Annotated in this window: 21 protein-coding genes and 2 pseudogenes; 15 read left to right on the top strand and 8 right to left on the bottom strand. The window is 67.1% G+C overall.

Annotated elements, in window-relative coordinates; all coding sequences use genetic code 11:
* The first annotated feature begins 38 nt into the window (after window positions 1-38).
* Genes E4P42_RS18705 through surE form a run of 3 tightly spaced genes read left to right on the top strand, consistent with a single transcriptional unit; the run spans window position 39 to window position 2,784 of the window.
* A complete protein-coding gene (locus tag E4P42_RS18705) occupies window positions 39-935 on the top strand; it encodes a serine hydrolase (protein WP_135127568.1) in 897 nt (298 codons plus the stop codon).
* A 51-nt stretch (window positions 936-986) separates the two neighbouring features.
* The gene (locus tag E4P42_RS18700; RefSeq protein WP_135127567.1) at window positions 987-1,979 is read left to right on the top strand and encodes a 1-phosphofructokinase family hexose kinase; all 993 of its coding nucleotides are present in this window, start codon (window positions 987-989) and stop codon (window positions 1,977-1,979) included.
* A 28-nt stretch (window positions 1,980-2,007) separates the two neighbouring features.
* On the top strand, window positions 2,008-2,784 hold the full coding sequence (gene surE, locus E4P42_RS18695) for a 5'/3'-nucleotidase SurE (RefSeq protein WP_135127566.1): 777 nt from the start codon (window positions 2,008-2,010) through the stop codon (window positions 2,782-2,784).
* On the opposite strand, the gene E4P42_RS18690 is transcribed toward surE, so the two are convergent.
* Both E4P42_RS18690 and E4P42_RS18685 read right to left on the bottom strand, forming a co-directional pair.
* Window positions 2,765-3,835, bottom strand: coding sequence for a glycoside hydrolase (locus tag E4P42_RS18690; protein WP_135127565.1), 1,071 nt, complete (start codon window positions 3,833-3,835; stop codon window positions 2,765-2,767). The two genes, surE and E4P42_RS18690, sit on opposite strands and share 20 nt — an antisense overlap.
* Before the next feature lie 116 nt (window positions 3,836-3,951).
* The gene (locus E4P42_RS18685) at window positions 3,952-4,512 is read right to left on the bottom strand and encodes a TetR/AcrR family transcriptional regulator (protein ID WP_167759542.1); all 561 of its coding nucleotides are present in this window, start codon (window positions 4,510-4,512) and stop codon (window positions 3,952-3,954) included.
* Window positions 4,513-4,699: 187 nt separating this feature from the next.
* Between E4P42_RS18685 and E4P42_RS18680 the strand changes: the two genes are divergently transcribed.
* From E4P42_RS18680 to E4P42_RS18670, 3 genes are all read left to right on the top strand, one after another.
* Window positions 4,700-5,347: a hydrolase gene (locus E4P42_RS18680; protein ID WP_135127563.1), complete on the top strand. Its 648-nt coding sequence runs from the start codon at window positions 4,700-4,702 to the stop codon at window positions 5,345-5,347.
* An 11-nt stretch (window positions 5,348-5,358) separates the two neighbouring features.
* Window positions 5,359-6,102 (top strand): SDR family NAD(P)-dependent oxidoreductase, encoded by a 744-nt coding sequence (locus E4P42_RS18675; protein ID WP_135127562.1) that lies wholly within the window; start codon window positions 5,359-5,361, stop codon window positions 6,100-6,102.
* A 125-nt stretch (window positions 6,103-6,227) separates the two neighbouring features.
* Window positions 6,228-7,172: a DUF5996 family protein gene (locus tag E4P42_RS18670; protein ID WP_135127561.1), complete on the top strand. Its 945-nt coding sequence runs from the start codon at window positions 6,228-6,230 to the stop codon at window positions 7,170-7,172.
* Window positions 7,173-7,546: 374 nt separating this feature from the next.
* Here E4P42_RS18670 and E4P42_RS18665 read toward each other — a convergent pair whose 3' ends face one another.
* Window positions 7,547-8,239, bottom strand: coding sequence for a transporter (locus E4P42_RS18665; RefSeq protein WP_245234104.1), 693 nt, complete (start codon window positions 8,237-8,239; stop codon window positions 7,547-7,549).
* A gap of 73 nt (window positions 8,240-8,312) precedes the next feature.
* Between E4P42_RS18665 and E4P42_RS18660 the strand changes: the two are divergent.
* Window positions 8,313-8,717: pseudogene (locus E4P42_RS18660) on the top strand (FAD-dependent oxidoreductase); the annotation flags it as partial.
* Window positions 8,718-8,846: 129 nt separating this feature from the next.
* On the opposite strand, the gene E4P42_RS18655 reads toward E4P42_RS18660, so the two are convergent.
* Window positions 8,847-9,458, bottom strand: a complete 612-nt coding sequence (locus E4P42_RS18655) for a TetR family transcriptional regulator (RefSeq protein ID WP_135127560.1) — start codon at window positions 9,456-9,458, stop codon at window positions 8,847-8,849.
* Window positions 9,459-9,569: 111 nt separating this feature from the next.
* Here E4P42_RS18655 and E4P42_RS18650 point away from each other — a divergent pair, with 111 nt between their 5' ends.
* The 6 genes from E4P42_RS18650 to E4P42_RS27740 all read left to right on the top strand — a co-directional run bounded on the left by E4P42_RS18650 (window position 9,570) and on the right by E4P42_RS27740 (window position 14,582).
* Window positions 9,570-10,400 (top strand): mycofactocin-coupled SDR family oxidoreductase, encoded by an 831-nt coding sequence (locus tag E4P42_RS18650; RefSeq protein ID WP_135127559.1) that lies wholly within the window; start codon window positions 9,570-9,572, stop codon window positions 10,398-10,400.
* A complete protein-coding gene (locus tag E4P42_RS18645) occupies window positions 10,397-11,200 on the top strand; it encodes a mycofactocin-coupled SDR family oxidoreductase (RefSeq protein ID WP_135127558.1) in 804 nt (267 codons plus the stop codon). Before E4P42_RS18650 ends, E4P42_RS18645 begins: the two co-directional genes overlap by 4 nt.
* Window positions 11,197-11,982: a carboxymuconolactone decarboxylase family protein gene (locus tag E4P42_RS18640; RefSeq protein WP_135127557.1), complete on the top strand. Its 786-nt coding sequence runs from the start codon at window positions 11,197-11,199 to the stop codon at window positions 11,980-11,982. Before E4P42_RS18645 ends, E4P42_RS18640 begins: the two co-directional genes overlap by 4 nt.
* 11 nt (window positions 11,983-11,993) lie before the next feature.
* Window positions 11,994-13,448, top strand: a complete 1,455-nt coding sequence (locus E4P42_RS18635) for an aldehyde dehydrogenase (protein WP_135127556.1) — start codon at window positions 11,994-11,996, stop codon at window positions 13,446-13,448.
* Window positions 13,449-13,480: 32 nt separating this feature from the next.
* A complete protein-coding gene (locus tag E4P42_RS27465; RefSeq protein WP_245234100.1) occupies window positions 13,481-13,933 on the top strand; it encodes a hypothetical protein in 453 nt (150 codons plus the stop codon).
* Between the two features lie 262 nt (window positions 13,934-14,195).
* Complete coding sequence (locus E4P42_RS27740; protein ID WP_371287051.1) at window positions 14,196-14,582, top strand: alpha/beta hydrolase fold domain-containing protein; 387 nt, start codon at window positions 14,196-14,198, stop codon at window positions 14,580-14,582.
* Between the two features lie 77 nt (window positions 14,583-14,659).
* On the opposite strand, the pseudogene E4P42_RS27735 reads toward E4P42_RS27740, so the two are convergent.
* The 3 genes and pseudogenes from E4P42_RS27735 to E4P42_RS18615 form a co-directional block, all read right to left on the bottom strand.
* Window positions 14,660-14,872, bottom strand: a pseudogene (locus E4P42_RS27735) (aldehyde dehydrogenase family protein); the annotation flags it as partial.
* Between the two features lie 25 nt (window positions 14,873-14,897).
* Window positions 14,898-16,175: a cytochrome P450 gene (locus E4P42_RS18620; protein WP_135127555.1), complete on the bottom strand. Its 1,278-nt coding sequence runs from the start codon at window positions 16,173-16,175 to the stop codon at window positions 14,898-14,900.
* Between the two features lie 52 nt (window positions 16,176-16,227).
* Window positions 16,228-16,440, bottom strand: a complete 213-nt coding sequence (locus E4P42_RS18615) for a ferredoxin (protein WP_371287050.1) — start codon at window positions 16,438-16,440, stop codon at window positions 16,228-16,230.
* 283 nt (window positions 16,441-16,723) lie between these two features.
* Between E4P42_RS18615 and E4P42_RS18610 the strand changes: the two genes are divergently transcribed.
* On the top strand, window positions 16,724-17,563 hold the full coding sequence (locus E4P42_RS18610; RefSeq protein WP_135127554.1) for a mycofactocin-coupled SDR family oxidoreductase: 840 nt from the start codon (window positions 16,724-16,726) through the stop codon (window positions 17,561-17,563).
* 502 nt (window positions 17,564-18,065) lie between these two features.
* On the top strand, window positions 18,066-18,674 hold the full coding sequence (locus E4P42_RS18605) for a TetR/AcrR family transcriptional regulator (RefSeq protein ID WP_135127553.1): 609 nt from the start codon (window positions 18,066-18,068) through the stop codon (window positions 18,672-18,674).
* Window positions 18,675-18,756: 82 nt separating this feature from the next.
* On the opposite strand, the gene E4P42_RS18600 is transcribed toward E4P42_RS18605, so the two are convergent.
* On the bottom strand, window positions 18,757-19,956 hold the full coding sequence (locus E4P42_RS18600) for a glycerate kinase (protein ID WP_245234098.1): 1,200 nt from the start codon (window positions 19,954-19,956) through the stop codon (window positions 18,757-18,759).
* Window positions 19,957-19,966: the final 10 nt, after the last annotated feature.

The raw sequence follows: 19,966 nt of genomic DNA, 5'->3' as shown, positions 1-19,966 counted from the left end.
TGACCTGCTCGTGGTTCGGGACTGTTCGAAGGAGACTCATGCGCCGGCGGCTACTCAATCGGGCGACGACCGGAACGGCGATCGTCGGTATCGCGCTGGTCGTCGGGGGATGCACGGCACAGGTCCGGGGGGCGCCGCCGGCCGCCGACGATGCCCCGCGGGCCACCGCCGCGGCCCCACCCGCCCAGCCGGCACCGTCGTTGGACGGACTCGACGCCCGCGTCCGGCAAGCCGTCGCCGGCGCGGCCGCGTCCGGCGCCGACATCCATGTTGCGATTCTGGACCGCACCACCGGACAAAGGTTCTCGAGCGGGGAGAACACCCCGTTCCCGATCGCGTCGGTGGTGAAGCTGTTCATCGCCGACGATCTGTTGCTGCAGGAGTCGGAAGGCAAGACCGGACTGTCCCCTGCCGACCGGGCGTCACTCGACGCCATGTTACGGTCCTCCGATGACAGTGCCGCGCAGGTGTTCTGGGATCGCAGCGGTGGGAACGACGTGATCGCCCGCGTTAAGGCCCGGTACGGCCTGGCGGGCACGATCGCGCCGTACGACGGTGGGTGGGACGTCGCGCAGAGCACCGCTGCCGATCTCGTCCGCTACTACGACATGCTGCTCGACGGCGCGGGCGGGCTGCCACCCGAACGGGCCGACGTCATCATCGGCAACCTCGCGCAATCCACACCGAGGGGAGCCGACGGATACCCGCAGCGGTTCGGCATCCCCGACGGGCTCTACGCCGAGCCAGTCGCGGTGAAGCAGGGGTGGTTCTGCTGTTGGAACGGGGCCAATCAGGTGCACGTCTCCACCGGTGCGATCGGACCCGAACGCCGCTACGTGATGGCGATCAGCTCCCTCGACCCCACCGGTGCCGCCGCCGCGCGGGACAACCTCACCGCGGCGGTCAAGACGATGTTCCCCGGCGGGAGGGTCTGACCGCCGAACTCTCTCGGGTGGGTGCCTGTACAGGTGGGTATCCCCCAGCCCATGGCAGACGAGAAACCCAGCACCGAGGGTTCGGACGACGTCGATCCGGTCGTCATCTTCGCCCCGCTGCCCGTTCTCACCGTGACGGTCGAGAAACGTTCGGGGGCGGCCGACATCCACGTCCACGCCGGCGGCCAAGGTGTCTGGCAGTCCCGCATGATGTCCTCCCTCGGTGTGCCGGTCGTGCTGTGCTCGGCGCTCGGCGGGGAGACCGGCGACGTCCTCGGTCACCTGCTCCCCATGCGCAACGTCACCATGCGGATCGTGCCGGTCAGCGCACGCAACGGCTCATACGTTCACGACCGCCGCACGGGCAGCCGGGAGGTCGTGGCCGAGGCCGCCGGCAGCCCGCTGGACCGCCACGAACTCGACTCCCTCTACGAGCTCACCCTCACCGAAGGGCTGATCCACGGCCGGGTCCTGTTGTCGGGGCCGCAGGAGGAGGACGTGGTGCCCGCCGACCTCTACCGACGGCTGTCCACCGACCTCGGCGCCAACGGGTGCAAGGTGGCCGCCGACCTCTCCGGCGAGCGGCTCGAAGCGGTGATCGCCGGCAAGCCGGACCTGATCAAGGTCAGCCACGAGGAGCTGCTCGACGACGGCCGGGCGAAGTCCGAGGACGCTGAGGATCTGGTCGCGGCCATGCGCTCGCTGCGAGACGACGGCGCGGGCACGATCGTGGTGTCGCGGTCGGGTTCCGCCCCGGCGCTGGCTCTGCTCGACGACCGTGAGCCCGATGGCGGCGGGACGCGCGGCGGTGACGTCGTCGAGATCTGCATGCCGGCGTTGGAGCCCGCCGATTCGGCGGGCGCCGGGGACTCGATGACCGCAGGCATCGTCTCCGCGCTCGCGAGCGGTCGCCCGCTGCGCCGGGCGCTGCAGATCGGCGCGGCCTGCGGGGCGCTCAACGTCGTGCGCCACGGGCTGGGAACCGGCGGCGCGCGTGCCGTCGAGACGCTCGCCGAGCGGGTGGAGCTGCACCCATGGAAGTAGCGCCGACTAGGACGCAGGAGGTGGCCGCGTGCCACTCGCACTGGTGACCAACGACGACGGGATCGACTCCGCGGGCCTGCACGCGCTGGTGGTGGCGGCGCAAGGGGCCGGATTGGATGTCATCGTGGCCGCCCCAGCCGAGCAGGCGAGCGGCGCGAGCGCCGCGCTCAGTGCCGTCCGCCGCGACGGGCACACGGTCGTCGAACGCAGAGAGCTACCCGGCCTCGACGTGCAGGCGTGGGCGGTTCGGGCCCATCCGGGACACATCGTCGCGGCCGCGCTCAACGGTTGGTTCGATCCGCGTCCGGACCTCGTGCTGTCCGGAATCAATCACGGCGCCAACGTCGGCCGGGCCGTCTTACACTCCGGCACCGTCGGCGCGGCACTCACCGCCAAGATCAGCGACACCCGCGCACTGGCGGTGTCGCTGGACGTCGCCCTGCACCCGGAAGGTGAGCGGTACTGGGAGACGGCCGCCGGCCTGGTGGCACCGGTGCTGGAATTGCTGTTCGACACGCCCGACGGAACCGTGCTGTCGCTCAACGTGCCGGACCGGCCCGCAGCGGAAGTGGGTCCGATCCGCCACGCGCGGCTGGCCCGGGGCGGCGCCGTGCAGACCCGGGTCGAGGAGATCCGCGACGGCGGTGTGCGCATGAGTGAGATCGAGGTCTCCGATGAGCCGGAGGAGGACACCGACAGCGCACTCCTGGACGCCGGACATCCGACACTGACGGAGCTGCGGTCAGTCGAAGCCGCCGAAGGCGGACTGGTGCGGAAGTGGCTGGCTAGCGGCGGGGAGTCGTAGTGATGTGGACGTGGTCGTAGTGGCCGTAACCTGACCCCTGCGGACCGGCAGGCGTGTAATAGGTGCCGCGCCAGATCACGTCCTGCAACCCGAATCGGGCGGCGTTGGCCAGCGCGAACGCCATGATCTGGTCGCCGAGAGCGATGCCCTCCGGGCTTTCGGGATTCGGGATCATGATGTCGATCGCCAGACCGCTCGGATGCCACGGTTTCGAGTCCGGCCGAACGCCGCCGATCTCGGCGATCTGCGGGAACTGCTGGCTGACCGCCCTGGCGGCCAGGATGGTGTTGGGCTGTAATCCGACCTCTGATGCGACGCCCACGGGCAGCGCCTCGGGGATCCCCGGCACGGCGGCTGCCGGGGGCGGAGCGACGTCCCCGGGCGGGATGCCGGGCAAAGCGGCGATCGCAGGTGCGTTGTCGACGATCGCCTGCTGTCGCGGGGTCAGCGCCGCGTACTGCGCCTCGGCGGCGGCGATCTTTGCCAGCAGTTCCTTGAGTTTGGCCTGCAGATCGGCACGTCCCTTGGCGGCCTGTTCGGCCGCGGCGCGGGCGTCGGCGGCCGACCTCTCGGACGCCTGGGCGGCGGCCGCCGCGCGCTCCTTCGCTGCTCGAAAGGCTCTCATCTGGTCGGCTGTCGTGGCGCCCACCATCTGCTGCACCGACAGCCTGTCGATCAGTTGCTGCGGCGAGCCGGCGGTCAGCACCGCCGTCATCTGGCCGTGATTGCCACTCATGTAGTTCATCGCCGCAATCCGGTCGACGGCCGCCTGATAGGGCGCAAGCTGGGAGTTCGCGACGGCAACGGCCTCGGAGTCGAGGCGGTGGCGGTCTTCGGCCGCGGTCTGAGCAGCCAATCTGGCGTCGACATCGCGCTGCGCGGCCGTGACGGCCTCACGCGTCTGCACCGCCTGACTGGACAACTCGTCGAGTTTGGACAGTGCGTCAGCCGCCGGGTCCGCGTTCACGTCGCCCATCGACAAGGCCACTGCCGCGACGACGGCCGCCGAACCGCACGCCAATCGCCGAAGTGAACGGCGCACACGCGTCATACGGAAAGCCACGATCCTTCGCTGCCAGGACCGGTTCTGGTCCGATTTCCACGACCCGGCCAGGGTACGAACTGGTCCTGGCGATGTCCAACCGTCTGTCGCGTATCGCGACGCCGCTAGCGGACTCCGCGGAACCCGATGTCCAGAACAGCGTCGATGTATCCGGGTTCGATGGGCATCCCGTGCAGCAGTCGGTACTCGATGACCCCGTACAGCACGTCGCGCAGCGTCTGCACGTCGGCGTCGGCACGAAGCTCACCGCGCTCCTGCGCCAGCTCCATGCGCGCGGTGAACGCCGTGACGTTGGGTTCGATGATCTGGTCGAACAGGGCGGACAGGAGCCGCGGATCGGACTGGCCTGCGGCGATCAGCCCGCGATACGCCGCCCCGAAGCCGGTGGTCGAGATCAGTTCGATGATCCCCGTCAGCTGCGTTCGCAGGTCGGCGAGGATGTCACCGGTGTCGGGGAAGGTGACCACCGGGTCGAGACTTCGGGTCGCCGCCTCGAGGATCACCGCCCCCACTGAAGGCCACCACCGGTAGATCGTCTGCTTGCTGACGCACGCCCGGCGAGCGATCGCCTCGATCGAGACCTTGTCGTAGCCGACCTCGCAGATCAAGGCAATCGACGCATCGAGTATGGCGCGACGTGACTCCTCGTTGCGGCTCGCAGGCATGCCGCAACGGTAGCGACGGCGACGTCGTCGGCACGAACGCGTACCGCAACCCGATACGGAACGAACCGTATTGCGTCGATACGGGACGGACCGTATTGTTTCGGGAGTGACCCTCACCGGCGTCATTCATCTCTTGACCGCCAACGTTCGTCCCTCACCGTCTGTCGTGCCTCGCCCAAGGAGACCCGTGCCCAAGACCGGCCTCGATGCCCTGCTCCGCCCGGAGGACAGCGTCCTCGTCCTGATCGACCACCAGCCGTACCAGTTCGCCAATCTCAACAGCCACGATCCGGCGACGATCGTGAACAACGTGGTCGGCCTGGCGAAAGGCGCGAGGGCCTTCGACGTGCCGACGATTCTGACCACGGTGCTCGAAGAGCGCGGCGGGTATCTGATCAAGCAGCTGCAGGACGTCTTCCCCGATCAGAAGCCGATCGACCGCACGTTCATCAACACCTGGGAGGACGAGAAGGTCGTCGAGGTCGTGAAGGGCACCGGCCGCAAGCAGCTGATCCTGGCGGCGCTGTGGACCGAGATCTGCCTGGCGATGCCGACGATCCAGGCACTCGCCGACGGCTACGACGTCTTCATCGTCACCGACGCCTCCGGCGGCGTCTCGGCCGAGTCCCACGATATGGCGGTGCGGCGCATGGTCGCCGCCGGGGCGGTGCCGATGACGTGGTTGGCGGTGCTGTCCGAGTGGCAGCGGGATTGGGCACGCGAGAACACCGCGGCCGCCCTGACGGACGTCGTCCTGGAGCACGCCGGTGGTAGCGGCATCGCATACGCCTGGGAGACGCAGCTTCTCAACGCCCGCACGGCAGTCGCTCGATAGCGGAGAGTGCTGTGACATACCTAGCAGGCAAAACCGCACTGGTCACCGGGGCGACCTCGGGGATCGGTCTCGCCGCGGCGAGCGCCCTCGCCCGGGAGGGGGCCTATGTCTTCCTCGTGGGGCGCCGGCAAGAGGCCCTCGACGAGGCCGTCGACGGCATCGGAGCCAGCCGGGCCAGCGCCATTCGAGCCGACGTGACCGAACAGTCCGATCTCGACCGCGTGGCGTCCACCATCGAGGCGACGGGACGCACGCTCGACATCGTCTTCGCCAATGCGGGCATCAACGAGTTCGCGGTGTTGGGGGAGATCACCTGGGAGCACCACACCAAGATCTTCACCACCAACGTCGGCGGCATCATCTTCGCCGTGCAGGCCGCGCTTCCGCTGCTCAACGAGGGCGCGTCGGTCATCCTGTGCGGTTCCAACGGCGATGTGAAAGCGGCTCCCGGGGCGAGCGTCTATGCCGCGTCCAAGGCCGCGATCCGGTCCCTGGCACGGAGCTGGGCCGCGGAACTCGTCGACCGTGGGATCCGCGTCAACGTCGTCGCTCCGGGACTCACGGAGACACCGGGCCTGGCCGGCCTCTTTTCCGACTCCGATGATGCTCTCGCCGACCTGACCTCCACGGTGCCCATGAAGCGCCGTGCCCGCCCGCAGGAGATCGGCAGTGTGGTCGCCTTCCTCGCCTCGGACGGCAGCTCATACATGACCGGGTCCGAAATCTACGTCGACGGCGGGGTCAGCCAATTCTGATGCGCCGTGGACGTCACGGCACTGCAGGGCCGATCAGCCGACTCGGGGACGATCGCGGGCCACACTCTCTAAGGCCACAATGACATCGGTATGCGGCACCGGTTCGCCACAACGAGGAGGTTCGAATGACCAACGGCCACGGGCGTGAGGGTTGGCCGGCGCTACGCGTCGACGACTGGGAACCGACGCGTAGATCCCTGCACATGTGGACCCAGATCGTCGGTAAGGTGCGCATGGCGTACGCGCCGCTGGTCAACCACTGGTGGCAGGTGCCGCTCTACGTGTCGGCGCGAGGTCTGACGACCTCGGCGATCCCCGTCGGCACCAACGCGTTCGACATGGAGTTCGACTTCGTCGACCATGTGCTCGCGGTCCGGATGAGCGACGGGGGCGCCGGCCGCATCGATCTGCGCGACAAGTCGGTGGCGGGGTTCCACCGCGCGGTGTTGGACACGCTCGGCGGCCTCGGCATCGAGGCGCGAATCTCCGACGGACCCAACGAAGTAGACCCCGCCATCCCGTTCGCCGAGGATCAGCACGCCGGCTACGACCCCGCGGCGGCCAACGCTTTCTGGCGGCAGCTGGTGCAAGCCGACCGGGTGATCGGGCGGTTCCGTGCCGGCTTCCTCGGCAAGGTCAGCCCGGTGCACTTCTTCTGGGGGTCGTTCGACATGGCGTGCACCCGGTTCTCCGGCCGCCCGGCACCGACGCATCCCGGGGGTGCGCCCAACTGCGGCGACTGGGTGATGGAGGAGGGGTACTCGCACGAGCTGAGCAGTTGCGGTTTCTGGCCCGGCGGCGGGGACGAGGGGGCGTTCTACTCGTACGCCTATCCCGAACCGGCCGGCTTCGCCGACGCCCCGGGCCGCCCCGACGGCGTCTTCTACGACACCGCGCTGCGGCAGTTCCTCCTGCCGTACGAGGTGGCACGTCAGTCGGCGGACCCCGACCGGGCGGTGATGGACTTCCTCGAGTTCACCTACGGCGCGGCCGCCGACCTACTGGGCTGGGACCGCAGCGCGCTCGAGACCGACCCGAACCGCTGGGTGCACAAGGTGCGGCCGGCCTGAGCGCGCGCTACTCCCGGCCGTCCTGACGCGCGGAAAACCTACTGGAGGCCATTGGCTAGGTTGGCCATGGCTTTGGCCAGGAGCGTGTGCGGCGTGGTCAGTTCCGCGGGTTCCAAGCCGAGCAGGTGTTGTTCGAGGCCGGCGGCGACCTGATCGATGTCGGCGAGCCGTCGACGTCCGGCCTTTCGTTCACGCGTCCTGCTCGAGAGTGATGGGCCCTTCGCCCGCCTCGATCGATCCCGGTCTGTGCATGGAGTGTTGCCGTTTGCCGGAAGAGGCGAGGCGGCGTCCAGATTCGCATTCAGTCTGACATTCGAATGCGGATCGTGGGCACAAGTCATGTGGCGCATGAGGCCGTTCTTTGGGCGCGACTGTTAATGATCCGCGGGAAGGCGACGAGGTCGCACAGCCTCCCGAAGTGCTTGGGTGGCGGTGTCGACAGCGGCGTAGGCGCGGTAGATGGCGAGCATCGCCAGGCCCCAGACGAAGAGTGCGAGGCTATAGAAGAGGGTGTGGTCGGCGTCATCGCCGGGGATTGGCCAGAAGTCGTAGATCGACGCGACCACGACGTTGAGCGCCGTCGCGATACCCACCCACACTGCGTGTGCACGCTCCGCGATCAACCAGAGCCGCCACGCGAAATAGCCGAGGAATGCGGAAGTGGCCAGTGCGGTCAGCAGGAAGAACACCTTGCCGGGCGTGCCGATCTGCTCGGCGAACTCCGAAAGGACGAAGCCGAGCACCGCCGCCAGGGCGAAGACCCCCACCTCGACCCGCGTCGAGGGCCGGTAGCCGTGGGTGAGCACCAACAAACCCAACACCAGGATCAGGGTGAACCCGACGGAACGAGAGAACGCGTCGAGGACGAACGCGACGCGGTACATCGGTGAATCCTGCCCGGCCTCGAGAAGGCCGTAGAGCAGGAATTCGATCCCGATACGCCCATGATGATCCATTCCAGTGGTGAGTATCCAAAGGTCCGCGGCGCCGAAGAGTAGGTCGCGCACTGGCAGCGCTTCCTGTTCGAAGGTGACCGTGATCTGTACGCACTCACAGTCGTGCGGCACCGGATCACCGCGCCACCACGGGCTGCCCCATGAATCGCGGAAGCTGCAGCATGGCGCACCACGCGGGCGTCCCATCCGCCGCCGCAGTGCACAATCGCAGCCGGAAGAATTCGACGTCGTCGTCATCGGTGCCGGAATCTCCGGCATCGGCGCCGCGCGCTACCTCACCGAGGCATTCCCGGGCAAGCGTGTCGTCGTGCTCGAGGGACGCGACAACATCGGCGGCACCTGGGACCTGTTCAGGTATCCCGGCATCCGGTCCGATTCCGATCTGCACACCTTCGGCTACGAGTTCAAACCCTGGAAGGATCGCGCCGCCATCGCCGAGGCCCCCAGAATCCTGGACTACCTGCGGGAGACGGTCCAGGAGAACAATCTCGGTGAGCTGATTCGGCTCGGGCACAGCGTGCAGCGCGCCGCATGGTCCAGCACCGACGCGCGGTGGACCATCGACGTTCGGACCGCCGACGGCGACAGGCACAGTAAGTGCGTCGACAAGTTCGGCGCCTGGCTCGGCAGTCCGGGCGATCCCGGCCTCGAGGTTTGCGGGTGTCTTAGCCCTACGGATCTCTGACCGTGCATGACCTACAGTGCGGCACCTGATCCGTCAACCGGAACGGCGCGATTGCCCTCGCGCCTCGTACCCCGCAGTGAGCCAGAAGACCGTGCGGTCCAACGCGGGCAGAATGTCGGTGATCGCGATCTCGCCGATGGCGTACCGTCCCAGCAAGCCGTACACCATGCTGGAGAGGACGGTGTCGAGGTCTCGAACGAACTCTTCGTCGACGTCGGCCAAGACCTCCAGCCCCGCAGGCAGCACGATGCTCAACCCGCTGCGGAACAGGACATTCCCATTCGGCGACGAACGGGCACGGTAGAACGCGGTCAACATCGCCGGATGCCGCTCCCAGGGTTCGAACAGGGCACGGAGCAGCCGCATCATTGCGACGTACAGCGACTCGCCCGCCGGCCCCCCTGACGCCCGCGGCAATCCCGAGTACCTGTTCTCGTCCATCCACTTCTGCAGCGCGGCCAAGATTAGGTCGTCACGGTTGGCGTGATGTTTGTAGATCGTCGCGAGCGACGTCCGCGCCCGGCGCGCCACCTCGCGCAACTGGACCGCGTCGTATCCCTCTGCTTCCAGGATCTCGACCACGATTTCCAAGATCCTGTCGTCAGCCCGACGTGACGTCGCGTCTCGACGGTCGGCACCGTTAATGCGTATCCCCCTTGCCAGCCGTCAGTAACCGCGTTACTGTACCGCCGGTAACCGAGTTACTCAGCTCACAACCCACGACTTATTGTGACTACCGCGGCGAAGCGAGGACTGATGGGTTCACTGGAGGGAAAGGTCGCCTTCATCACCGGCGTTGCGCGCGGCCAGGGTCGCAGTCACGCGGCCCGGTTGGCTGCCGAGGGCGCCGACATCATCGGGATCGACATCTGCGCCGACATCGAGTCCAACGGGTACCCGATGGCCTCACTAGACGAGCTAAACGAGACCGTCGCCCTGGTCGAGAGCCACGGCGGCAAGATGCTCGCCTCGGTGGCCGACGTCCGGAACTTCCACGCGTTGCGCGCAGCGTTGGACGCCGGGGTCGAACACTTCGGGCGCCTGGACATCGTGCTGGCCAATGCCGGCATCGCGGCAATGGGATTCCGAGAGCTGACCATCGACGAAGAACTCGAGATGTGGACCGACGTGGTGGACGTGAACCTCGTCGGCGCCTTTCACACCGCCAGGGCAGCGATGCCACACCTGATTGCCGGTCAACGGGGCGGCTCGATCGTGTTCACCAGCTCCACGGCGGGACTTGTGGGGTTCGGCGGCATGCAAGGCGGCGGCCTGGGTTATGCGGCATCCAAACACGGCATCGTCGGACTGATGCGCACGCTCGCCAATGCGCTTGCACCACACAGCATCAGGGTCAACACGGTCCACCCCACCGCGGTCAACACCATGATGGCCGTCAATCCCGCGATGACGGCGTTCCTGGAGAACTACCCCGACGGCGGCCCGCACCTGCAGAACCCCCTACCGGTGTCGCTGCTCGAACCCGAGGACATCAGTGCCGCCATCGCCTATCTGGTGTCCGATGCCGGCAAGTACGTCACGGGGGTCACCTTCCCCGTCGACGCCGGCTTCTGCAACAAGCTGTGAGCGACCGCGTAGCGGGCAAGCGCGTCCTGGTCACCGGCGCCGCACGCGGGATGGGACGCAGTCACGCCGTCCGGCTGGCGCAGGAGGGCGCCGACCTGATCCTCGTCGACCTATGCGCCTCACTTCCGGAGGTCGAGTATCCGCTGGCCACGCGTGCCGATCTCGACGAAACCGCCCGCCTGGTGCGCGACACCGGGAGGCGGGCCGAGGTTTTCGCGGTCGACGTCCGTGATGGTGACGCCCTGACGGCGGCCGTCGCCGCCGGGGTGGCGGAACTCGGCGGGTTGGAGGCCGCAGTGGCCAATGCCGGGGTGCTGACCGCCGGAACATGGGACACCACCACCGCGCAGCAGTGGCGCACCGTTGTCGACGTCAACCTGATCGGCACGTGGAACACCTGCGCAGCGGCGCTGCCTTACCTGGTGGAGCACGGCGGGAGCCTCGTCAACATCAGCTCGGCGGCCGGCCTCAAGGGAACGCCGTTGCACACGCCCTACACCGCGACCAAACACGGCGTGGTGGGGCTCAGCAGGGCCTTGGCCAATGAGCTTGCGGCACAGAACGTTCGAGTGAACACGGTGCATCCCACCGGCGTCGCCACCGGGATGCGTCCGGACTCGCTGCACACGCTGCTCGCCGAGCAACGGCCCGATCTGGCGCCGCTGTTCGGTAACGCACTACCGATTGCGATGACCGAGGCGGTCGACATCAGCAATGCCGTGCTGTTCCTGATCTCCGACGAATCCCGCCACGTGACGGGTCTGGAGCTCAAAGTCGATGCAGGAGTGACCTTACGATGAATGCCAGACGTGTCTTCACCGACGTGATGACCTTCGACCCGCCCGACGACACCACGCCCGCGGCGGTCCATCTCCTCGATTACGTCTTCGGCGAGGTGTGGCAGCGCCCGGGCCTGAGCCGCCGCGACCGCCGGTTCGTGACGCTGCCGTGCGTGGCGGCCGCCGACGCCGAACAGCCGCTGCGCGACCATGTGTACGCGGCGCTCAACAGTGGCGACGTCTCCATCACCGAGATGCAGGAGACGGTTTTGCATTTCGCGGTCTACAGCGGGTGGCCGAAGGCCTCCCGGTTCAACATGGTGGTGGACCAGGAGTGGGCCCGCATCAACCAGGAGCGCGGACAGCCGGTGCCGCCGCCGGATCCGCTCTTACCGCTGACCACGCCCAGCGACCCCGAAGCCCGACTGGCCGTGGGCGAGCAATGCTTCAAGGACATCAACTGTCTGCCCTATGCACCGCTGCGCGACAACCCTTTCCAAGGCGCCGGAATCCTGAACTACGTCTTCGGCGAGATGTGGCTGCGGCCGGGCCTCGGGATGAAGGAACGCCGCCTGGTCACCGTCGCCTGTGTGGCATTCCAGGATGCGCCGTACCCGATCCTGAGTCACGTGTACGCCGCACTGAAGAGCCGCGACCTTTCGTTCACCGAAATAGATGAAGTGGCAGTGCAATTCGCTGCCTATTACGGCTGGGCCAAGGGCGCCCATCTGGGTCAGGTGATTGCCGAGCAGAAGGCGCGCGTCACCGAAGAGTGGGCCGCCGAAGCCGGTCAGGCGTCGTGACGGACACCGCGATGCCCCTCTCTACTGAGCAGCCGGCAGGCCTGTTGATCGGCGGCGACCGTGTTTACGCGACGTCGATCGCCCCGCACCAGCACATCTTCCCCGCCACCGGCCTACCGAATGCCAGGATCGCACTGGCCGGGGAACCCGAGGTGGACCGGGCTGTCCGGTCAGCCTCGGAGGCGCAGCGGGAGTGGCGGTCGTGGACCGCGGACAGGCGACGGGACCTGCTGATCGACCTGGCTGACTGTGTGCACCAGAATCTCGGTGAGCTGGCCCGACTCAATGTGCACGACTACGCGGTACCGGTGTCCTTCGCCGGTACCGCTGTCATGCTCGAACAGTTCCTCCGTCACTTTGCCGGATACGCCGACAAGCCGCACGGCTCGAGCACTCCCGTCAGCGGCTCATTCGACCTGAACTTCGTCGAGCGGGAGCCATACGGGGTGGTGGCCGTCTTGGCCCCGTGGAACGGGGCACTGGCGGTCACGGCCTCGTGCGTCGCCCCGGCTCTGGCCGCCGGTAATGCCGTGGTGCTCAAGCCCTCCGAGCTGGCGCCGTTGGCGGCACTGCGCTTCGGTGAGCTGTGTATCGAAGCCGGGCTACCGGCGGGCCTGGTCAATGTCATCCCCGCGGCGGCCGACGGTGGGCATGCCCTGGTGAGCCATCCCGGTATCCGCAAGATCTGGTTCACCGGCGGTGGCGATACCGCCCGCCGGGTCATCAACGCTGCGTCCGCCCACCTCACCCCGGTGGTCGCCGAGCTGGGAGGCAAGTCGGCCAGCCTCGTCTTCGCTGACGCCGATCTCGATACCGCCGCGGCGCTGTCGGCCCATCAGGGCCCGCTGATGCAAGCCGGGCAGAGTTGCGCGTGCGCCAGCCGGTTCCTGGTCCACGAGTCGGTGTACGACGCCTTCGCCGACAAGCTCCTGGCTGTGATCGCCGCCGCAAGGATCGGAGACCCCTTCGATCCGGCAGTGTCTTTCGGACCCGTGGTCAGTGAGAGTTCAGCGAACCGCATCCTCGCTGCGGTGCACCGGGCGGTGGAGGACGGGGTAGGGGAAGTCCTCACCGGCGGAACCCGATTGGGTGGCGACCTCGCCGGCGGCTACTTCGTAGAACCCACGGTTCTGGGCGGCGTCGACCCCCGATCCGAGCTGGCCCAGACCGAGACCTTTGGTCCGGTGGTGTCCCTCATGCGGTTCCGCGAGGAGGCCGAGGCGATCCGTATCGCCAACGACACTCGCTACGGCCTCAACGCCTTTGTCCACACCAACGATCTGAACCGCGCTCATCGGGTGGCGCGACAGCTCGAGGCCGGCTCGGTGTGGGTCAACCAGAACAGCCGGATCTCCCCGCAGGGCCCCTACGGCGGCTATAAGGAGAGCGGTTTCGGACGTACCGGCGGTGAAGCAGGCCTTCACGAGTTCCAGCAGGTCAAGAACATCCGCATCGGAATACGTTGAGTTCCTGAGGTTGCGGACGCACTGCGGCAGCGGTGCCGACGGCGTGGGTCGTCGAGATCGTGCGGTCCTCAGGCGGCTGGCTTTTCGACCGGTCCACGGCCGGCTGGGACGTCGCAGTCCTGGTCGGGACGGCGGACGTCGACCCACTCCCGCTGCAGATTCTCGGAGCCTCGGTGGTAACCCTGGACAGGGTGGCCGAGCGCTTTCTTCCGCACCGGAACCGGCCTCGGGCGTTCGCCGTGGCCGACGACCTCTACACCCGCGACAGCCGGATCCGTCATGGTGTGCGGAGCGTACTTGCGCAAGGAGACACCGAGGTGACGGTATGGGGTGCTGCACCACTCACCGCTTCGGTCGTCCATGGCTACCTGCCGTACTGCCCCAGCGTCGCCGCGCGGGCATTCAAACTCCACGCGCTGGCCGCGGCCGGACAACGCGCGGCCAGTGCCTGCGCCATCGAGATCTATCGAAACAGGCTGGAGTGACGGGGTTTCGCGGAGCAGCGGTCTTCCACCCCGAGTTGCGCGGCCACGCCCGCCTGTTGCCACGCACACTGGTCACTCCCCTGACTGTGAAGGCCTTCCGGTTGCTCTCCCCGGCCGGACGCAACACCTCCCGACCAGGGGTGGAAGTCGTCGTGACTCTGCGTTGAGGTGCCGGAGTGAGCGTTCACCGGCCGGCCGACGGTGAGTGCAGCAGCGGCGTTTGTGGATTCACGGCGGAGGCTACGTACTGGGGAATGCCCGGATGGACGATGCCCGGTGTCATCGACTGGCTGGGGAACTCGACACCACAGTGGTCGCGGTGGACTACCGGCTGGCGCCCGCGCACCCCTACCCCGTGCCGCTGGTGGACTGTTACGACGCCCTGCGCTGGCTGGCGGACCTCCCGGGGTTGGATCGCGCCCGGGTCGCGATCGCCGGAGCCAGCGCTGGTGGAGTTTTGGCTGCGGCCCTCGCCCTACTGGCGCGCGACCGCGGCGAAGTCGATTTGACCGCACAGGTTCTGGTGTACCCGATGCTCGACGACAGGAGCGCACACCGTGCCGATCCCGTCCCAGCCCACCGACGCCTGTGGAACAACACGAGCGGCCGGCAGGGAGTAGCCGGAAGATCTCGGCGCTGGTGGCCATGATCATGTGCGCCTGCGCATACGGCATTCCCGTGTTCACGGGAATGCACTTCCGCCAGCAGGGCGGCGTTGTCCTCGATCAGGTCGGCCGCCCGCCACAGAACCTCCGCACGTTCGGCGGCGGGTTTGCGGTGCCACACCCCCGAGTCGAAGGTGGCGCGGGCTCGCGCCACCGCCTCGTCGACCGCCTGTGCGCCGCCGTCGGTGAACTCGCCGATGGTCTCCTCCGTGGCCGGGTCGACGATGGCGATGCTCTCCCCTGTCGCCGGTCGCCGCCGCAGCTCGTCCAGCACCGACTGCAAGGACACCGAAACCTCCTCATCTCTTGTCGAACTCGATGTGCAGGGAGGTGAGGCCCCGCAGCAGGAAAGTGGGCTCGTAGGCGTAGTTCCGGTTGCCGGCCGGGCCGTGGCTCGCCCCGTCGATCCTGATCTCGCTCATCCGGTCGAGGAGGCGACGCACGGTGATCTGCCCCTCCACCCTGGCCAGCGGCGCGCCGGCGCAGGTGTGGATACCGCGCCCGAAGGCGATGTGCTCACGTACGTTCTTGCGGTCGGGTCGAAACTCGTGGGGATCCTCGAACTTCCGGGGGTCACGGTTGGCGGCGCCGAGGCACAGCATCACGATGGTGCCCGCCGAGAGGTGAACTCCGCCCAAGGTGGTCGTCTTGCGCACGAGCCGGAAGTCCACTTTGGTCGGCGCGTGCATCCGCAACGCCTCTTCGATGAACGTCGGTATACGGTCCGGGTTCTCACGCAGCAACTGCTGGTACTCGGGCCGGTCCCCCAGCGTCTGCACCGCCGCGCTGAGCAGCTTGGTGACCGTCTCCTGTCCGGCTGCGAACAGGAACGTCGCGGGCTTGGCGACTTCGATCAGCTCCGGCGTCGTGCCATCGGGGTACACGGCGGTGGCCATACCCGAGAGCACGTCGCCCTGCGGATCGCGCCGGCGTTCGGCGAGGTATCCGACGAAGCGGTCGTCGAGATACTTCAGGGGGTCCAGCCCCACCGGCTCACCGTCGAGTGCACCCACCCGGTTGCCGTCCGGGCGCTCAGCACCCAGCGCGGCGAGGAACTCGGGCCGGTCCGCGTCAGGCACACCGAGCAGATCGATGATCGCGGATGTCGCAAAGGGTTTCGCATACTCGGAGAGAAACTCACAGCGGCCGTTGTCGATGAACTGGTCGATCTGGTGATCGACCAGTTGCCACATGTAGTCCTCGTTTTCCTTAAGGCGCCGCGGCGTCAGCAGCTTGCTCAGCAGCGAACGGGCCTTCTCGTGAGCAGGCGGATCCATGACCACCATGTGCTCATAGATGGGGAAGAGGTGACGGTGGGCCTCGATCTGCTCGGTGATGTCGTCACCGACCGGCTCGAAGGGCAGCGGCGGGAACGGGCCCCCGATTGCGTTGACCGCCGAGAACGAATCGTGGTCTTTGAAGGCCGCCATCACTTCCTGGTAGCCCGTCACGGCAATCACGTTGTGGTGCGGCTCCCTCACCACGGGGCCCCGCTCGCGCACCGCATCCCAGTAGTCATAGGGATTCTGACTGACCGCGTGATCCGAAAAGAAATCAACAGAAGCGAGATCGGCCATGGGCTGTCCTTTCGATCACTATGGGGGCTGAGAACGCGCAGGAGTCGAGTCGCTAGGCCCCGACGACGGAGATCGCCCCGCGTGGGCAGGCGTCGACAGCAGCCCACACCTGATCCCACTGATCGCCGGCCGGCTGCTCGACACAGGTGGCGACATCGTCCTCGGATAGGTTGAAGATTCCGGGGGCAGTCTCCAGGCAGAGGGCATGGCCTTCACACAGATGCGGGTCGACGACCACCTTCACGCGGGACTCGTGTTCCGTCATCTGCCACCTCCAGTCGCAGGGGCCTCGGTTCAGCGACGCAAACACTGATCGATCGACCAACGGTAGAATGCGCCATGCTTACCAGAGTGCCCACAAGGGGGTCAAGGGCCCACTGCGGTGTGGTGCACTGAGCCGCTCACTCTCGCGAGTCCACGGCCATGCAAAGCACCGCGTGGCAGCACATCATCGCGCTATAGCCGAGTATTGACAGCTCATACCCGCAGTGTCACGATTACTGATCGATCGACAAAGGTCGGTTTCAGATCAGCGACGAGGTGGGATCATGGCTGGACGGGTCGAGGGCAAGGTAGCGTTCATCACCGGCGCAGCGCGAGGTCAGGGGCGCAGCCACGCGGTCCGGTTGGCCGAAGAGGGCGCCGACATCATCGCCGTCGACATCTGCGGACCAGTGAGCAGCAATCCTCAAATCGAGCCCGCCACGCCCGACGACCTCGCCGAGACCGCAGATCTGGTCAAGCAATTGAACCGACGCATCGTCACCGCCGAGGTGGACGTTCGCCACTACGATTCCATCAAGGCCGCCGTCGACAGCGGAGTCGAGCAGCTGGGCCGGCTGGACATCATCTGCGCCAACGCCGGTATCGGCAACGGTGGTCAGACCCTGGACCACACCAGTGAAGCCGACTGGACCGACATGATCGACGTGAACCTGACCGGCGTCTGGAAGACCGTCAAAGCCGCAGTACCCCATTTGATCTCACAGGGCGAGGGTGGGTCCATCATTCTGACCAGTTCGGTGGGTGGCCTCAAGGCCTACCCGCACACCGGACACTACATCGCGGCCAAACACGGTGTCGTGGGCCTCATGCGCACCTTCGCGGTAGAACTGGGTCAGCACTTCATCCGCGTGAACTCCGTGCATCCCACCAACGTGAACACCCCGTTGTTCATGAACGAGGGCACCATGAAGCTGTTCCGCCCCGATCTGGAGAACCCGGGCCCGGAGGACCTGATGGTGGCCGCGCAGTTCATGCATGTCCTGCCCATCGGGTGGGTCGAACCGGTGGACATCAGCAATGCCGTACTGTTCCTCGCATCCGACGAGTCCCGCTACATCACAGGTCTTCCCGTCACTGTGGATGCCGGGAGCATGCTGAAGTAGCGATCGGTCCAGCAGGCGGTCGGCGAGGTCGTCGAGGACCGCGAGCACCTTATCGGCCTCGGCGCGGTCACCGAGCGCCCTGGCCAACACCGGCGACAGCGGTGGGGTGCGCCGCTGCGCGGCGCCTTCCAGCATAGGGCGGGGCCCGATGAGGGTGCGGCGGCGGTCCTGCTCGTCGGCCGCGGTGACCAGCAGCCCGGGCCGCATCAGGCCGGCGACGCAACTGGACACGTAGCCCGGTTTGACGTTGAGCGCCACCACATTTCACTCCCACCTTAGGCTGACGCGCCGTCAGATCGGTACCAGGGTGACCAGTCCCGATGGGTTGCGGCTCTGAGTCGTCGGTGATGGAGAACAACCTACAGGCCACAGCACCATCACCACGACCATCGGAGGCAGCATCTTCGTCCAGCCCGCGAACGGCACCTGATCGGTCCGAGCCGGACATCGACCTACGCGAACTGGAGAGTTTTGTCGATCGACCAAACTGATACAGTGCACCATGCCCACTACCCCGGGAGCCACAGGGTCACGAAATCGCAGGACCACGAATGCCGACTCCGACACCCGCCGCCGGCTGATCGAGGCGACGGCGGAGGTCATGCGTACCGAGGGTTACGCCGCAGCGACCTCGCGCAGGGTGGCCGCGGCGGCCGGTGTGAAACAGGCTCTGGTCTACTACTACTTCCCCACCATGGACGACCTGTTCGTCGAGGTGATGCGTGCCGGCGCCGACGTGGCGCTGGAGCGCATGCGCGCGACCCTGACGGCCGAGGACCCACTGCAGGCGTTGTGGGACATCAACAGCGAATCGCAGTGGACCATCCTGAGTACGGAGTTCACGGCTCTGGCCAACCACCGCAAAGCAATTCGTGCCGAACTGAAGGCGTACGCCGAACGGGTCCGCGACATCGAGACCGCCGCGGTCACCATGGTGCTGCGGGCCCACGACATCGACCTCGAGCGCTATCCCCCCGTGGCCATCTCCATGCTCATCACCCAGACCGCGCGCAGCCTGTGCAACGAGGACGCAGTCGGCGTCACCCAGGGCCACACCGAACTGCGCGCCTTCGCGCAGAGGCTGTTGGCCCAGCTTGACACCTCTACTTGAGCCTGCTCCCGGCGTCGACGGTCACGGAAGCCCCCTACATTAGGATGGTATTCGTCGCCGGTGCTCCGGGCCGAAACCCATCTCAGGAACGAAGGCGAGTCCGCGCGGCGGCGGCGCTCGCGGCCCGCACGGCACCACTGTGTCGCCCAGTCGGTCCGCCCGTGGTTCTGCTGCCGTCCGAGCAGCAGTCGGCGATATCCCGGGCGATACGCACCAGTACCTCGTGTGTCGCAGCGGGATCGTTGGCGGTTTGAGCGAGGGTGTAGTCGCCGGCAGCGTAGATCCGGGCGAATGCCGTCTGCGACAACGCGAGGCGGTTTGCGCCGACCACGGCCACGACAGGTTTGGCGCCCGATCGCTGGGCCACCACGGCTGGCAGCTTCCCGGACAGCGTCTGCGAGTCCAGGCATCCTTCACCTGTGATGACGAGATCGGCTGCGGCGGCGTGGCTCTCGAAATCGAGAAGATCGAGGAAGAAGTTCGCCCCCGACACCAGCCGGGCTCCGATCAGGGCTGCGGCGAAACCGCAACCTCCGGCGGCGCCGGTACCCGTCATCTGGGCCACTGCTGCCGCATCGCGGTGACCTGAGTCGGTGAGAGCTGTGATCAGGTGGTCGTAGCCGTTCTCCAGGGCGTCGATATCGGCGACACTCGCCCCTTTCTGCGGTCCGTACACCGGCGCAGCGCCCTGTGGGCCGATCAACGGATTGGTGACGTCGCTGGCGACGATCAGTTCGACCTGGCTGAGCCCGGTCACCGCGCCGGCGTCGTCGACGCGGTGAATCGCACCGAGGTTCGCGGCGATGGGGATCACCTCGCCGCCCTCGTGGTTGCGGAACCGGAATCCCAGCGCGGCCAGCATTCCGATGCCTGCGTCGCTGCTGGCGCTTCCGCCGAGGCCCACGATGACGCGCGTGGCACCGAGTCCGATGGCCTCGCGGATTGCCTGCCCCAGGCCGAAGCTGGAGGCCGACATGGGCGACAGAGCCTTCCCCGCGACCGTCCCCAGGCCGCAGGTGTTGGCGATCTCCACCACTGCGGTACTGCCGTCGAGCGCTATTGCGGCGGGATGCTCGTCGCCGTCTGCGCCGTGCACCACCACCCGATGGCCGCGGTACCCGCCGGCCAGAGCGGCGGCGACGCTACCGTCGCCGCCGTCCGCGAGTGGCAGTGCAATGGTGTTCACGCCCGCTGCGGCAAGCCCGTCCGACAGACTCTGTGCCACTTCGGTTGCGGTGAGGCTGCCTTTGAACTTGTCCGGGGCGATCAACACGGTGGTCACTGCGTTTCCT

Origin of the sequence: Mycobacterium sp. PS03-16, from assembly GCF_004570325.1 — a bacterium.
In the GTDB taxonomy this organism is placed as follows: domain Bacteria; phylum Actinomycetota; class Actinomycetes; order Mycobacteriales; family Mycobacteriaceae; genus Mycobacterium.
The sequence above is the reverse complement of the archived record's forward strand: the minus strand, read 5'-3'. Positions and strand labels throughout refer to the sequence as shown.

Coding starts and splice junctions, on each gene's coding strand:
- E4P42_RS18705 (WP_135127568.1), top strand. CDS start 39: ATGCGCCGGCGGCTACTCAATCGGGCGACGACCGGAACGGCGATCGTC.
- E4P42_RS18700 (WP_135127567.1), top strand. CDS start 987: ATGGCAGACGAGAAACCCAGCACCGAGGGTTCGGACGACGTCGATCCG.
- E4P42_RS18690 (WP_135127565.1), bottom strand. CDS start 3,835: ATGACGCGTGTGCGCCGTTCACTTCGGCGATTGGCGTGCGGTTCGGCG.
- E4P42_RS18685 (WP_167759542.1), bottom strand. CDS start 4,512: ATGCCTGCGAGCCGCAACGAGGAGTCACGTCGCGCCATACTCGATGCG.
- E4P42_RS18670 (WP_135127561.1), top strand. CDS start 6,228: ATGACCAACGGCCACGGGCGTGAGGGTTGGCCGGCGCTACGCGTCGAC.
- E4P42_RS18650 (WP_135127559.1), top strand. CDS start 9,570: ATGGGTTCACTGGAGGGAAAGGTCGCCTTCATCACCGGCGTTGCGCGC.
- E4P42_RS18640 (WP_135127557.1), top strand. CDS start 11,197: ATGAATGCCAGACGTGTCTTCACCGACGTGATGACCTTCGACCCGCCC.
- E4P42_RS18635 (WP_135127556.1), top strand. CDS start 11,994: ATGCCCCTCTCTACTGAGCAGCCGGCAGGCCTGTTGATCGGCGGCGAC.
- E4P42_RS27740 (WP_371287051.1), top strand. CDS start 14,196: ATGGACGATGCCCGGTGTCATCGACTGGCTGGGGAACTCGACACCACA.
- E4P42_RS18620 (WP_135127555.1), bottom strand. CDS start 16,175: ATGGCCGATCTCGCTTCTGTTGATTTCTTTTCGGATCACGCGGTCAGT.
- E4P42_RS18615 (WP_371287050.1), bottom strand. CDS start 16,440: ATGACGGAACACGAGTCCCGCGTGAAGGTGGTCGTCGACCCGCATCTG.
- E4P42_RS18610 (WP_135127554.1), top strand. CDS start 16,724: ATGGCTGGACGGGTCGAGGGCAAGGTAGCGTTCATCACCGGCGCAGCG.
- E4P42_RS18605 (WP_135127553.1), top strand. CDS start 18,066: ATGCCCACTACCCCGGGAGCCACAGGGTCACGAAATCGCAGGACCACG.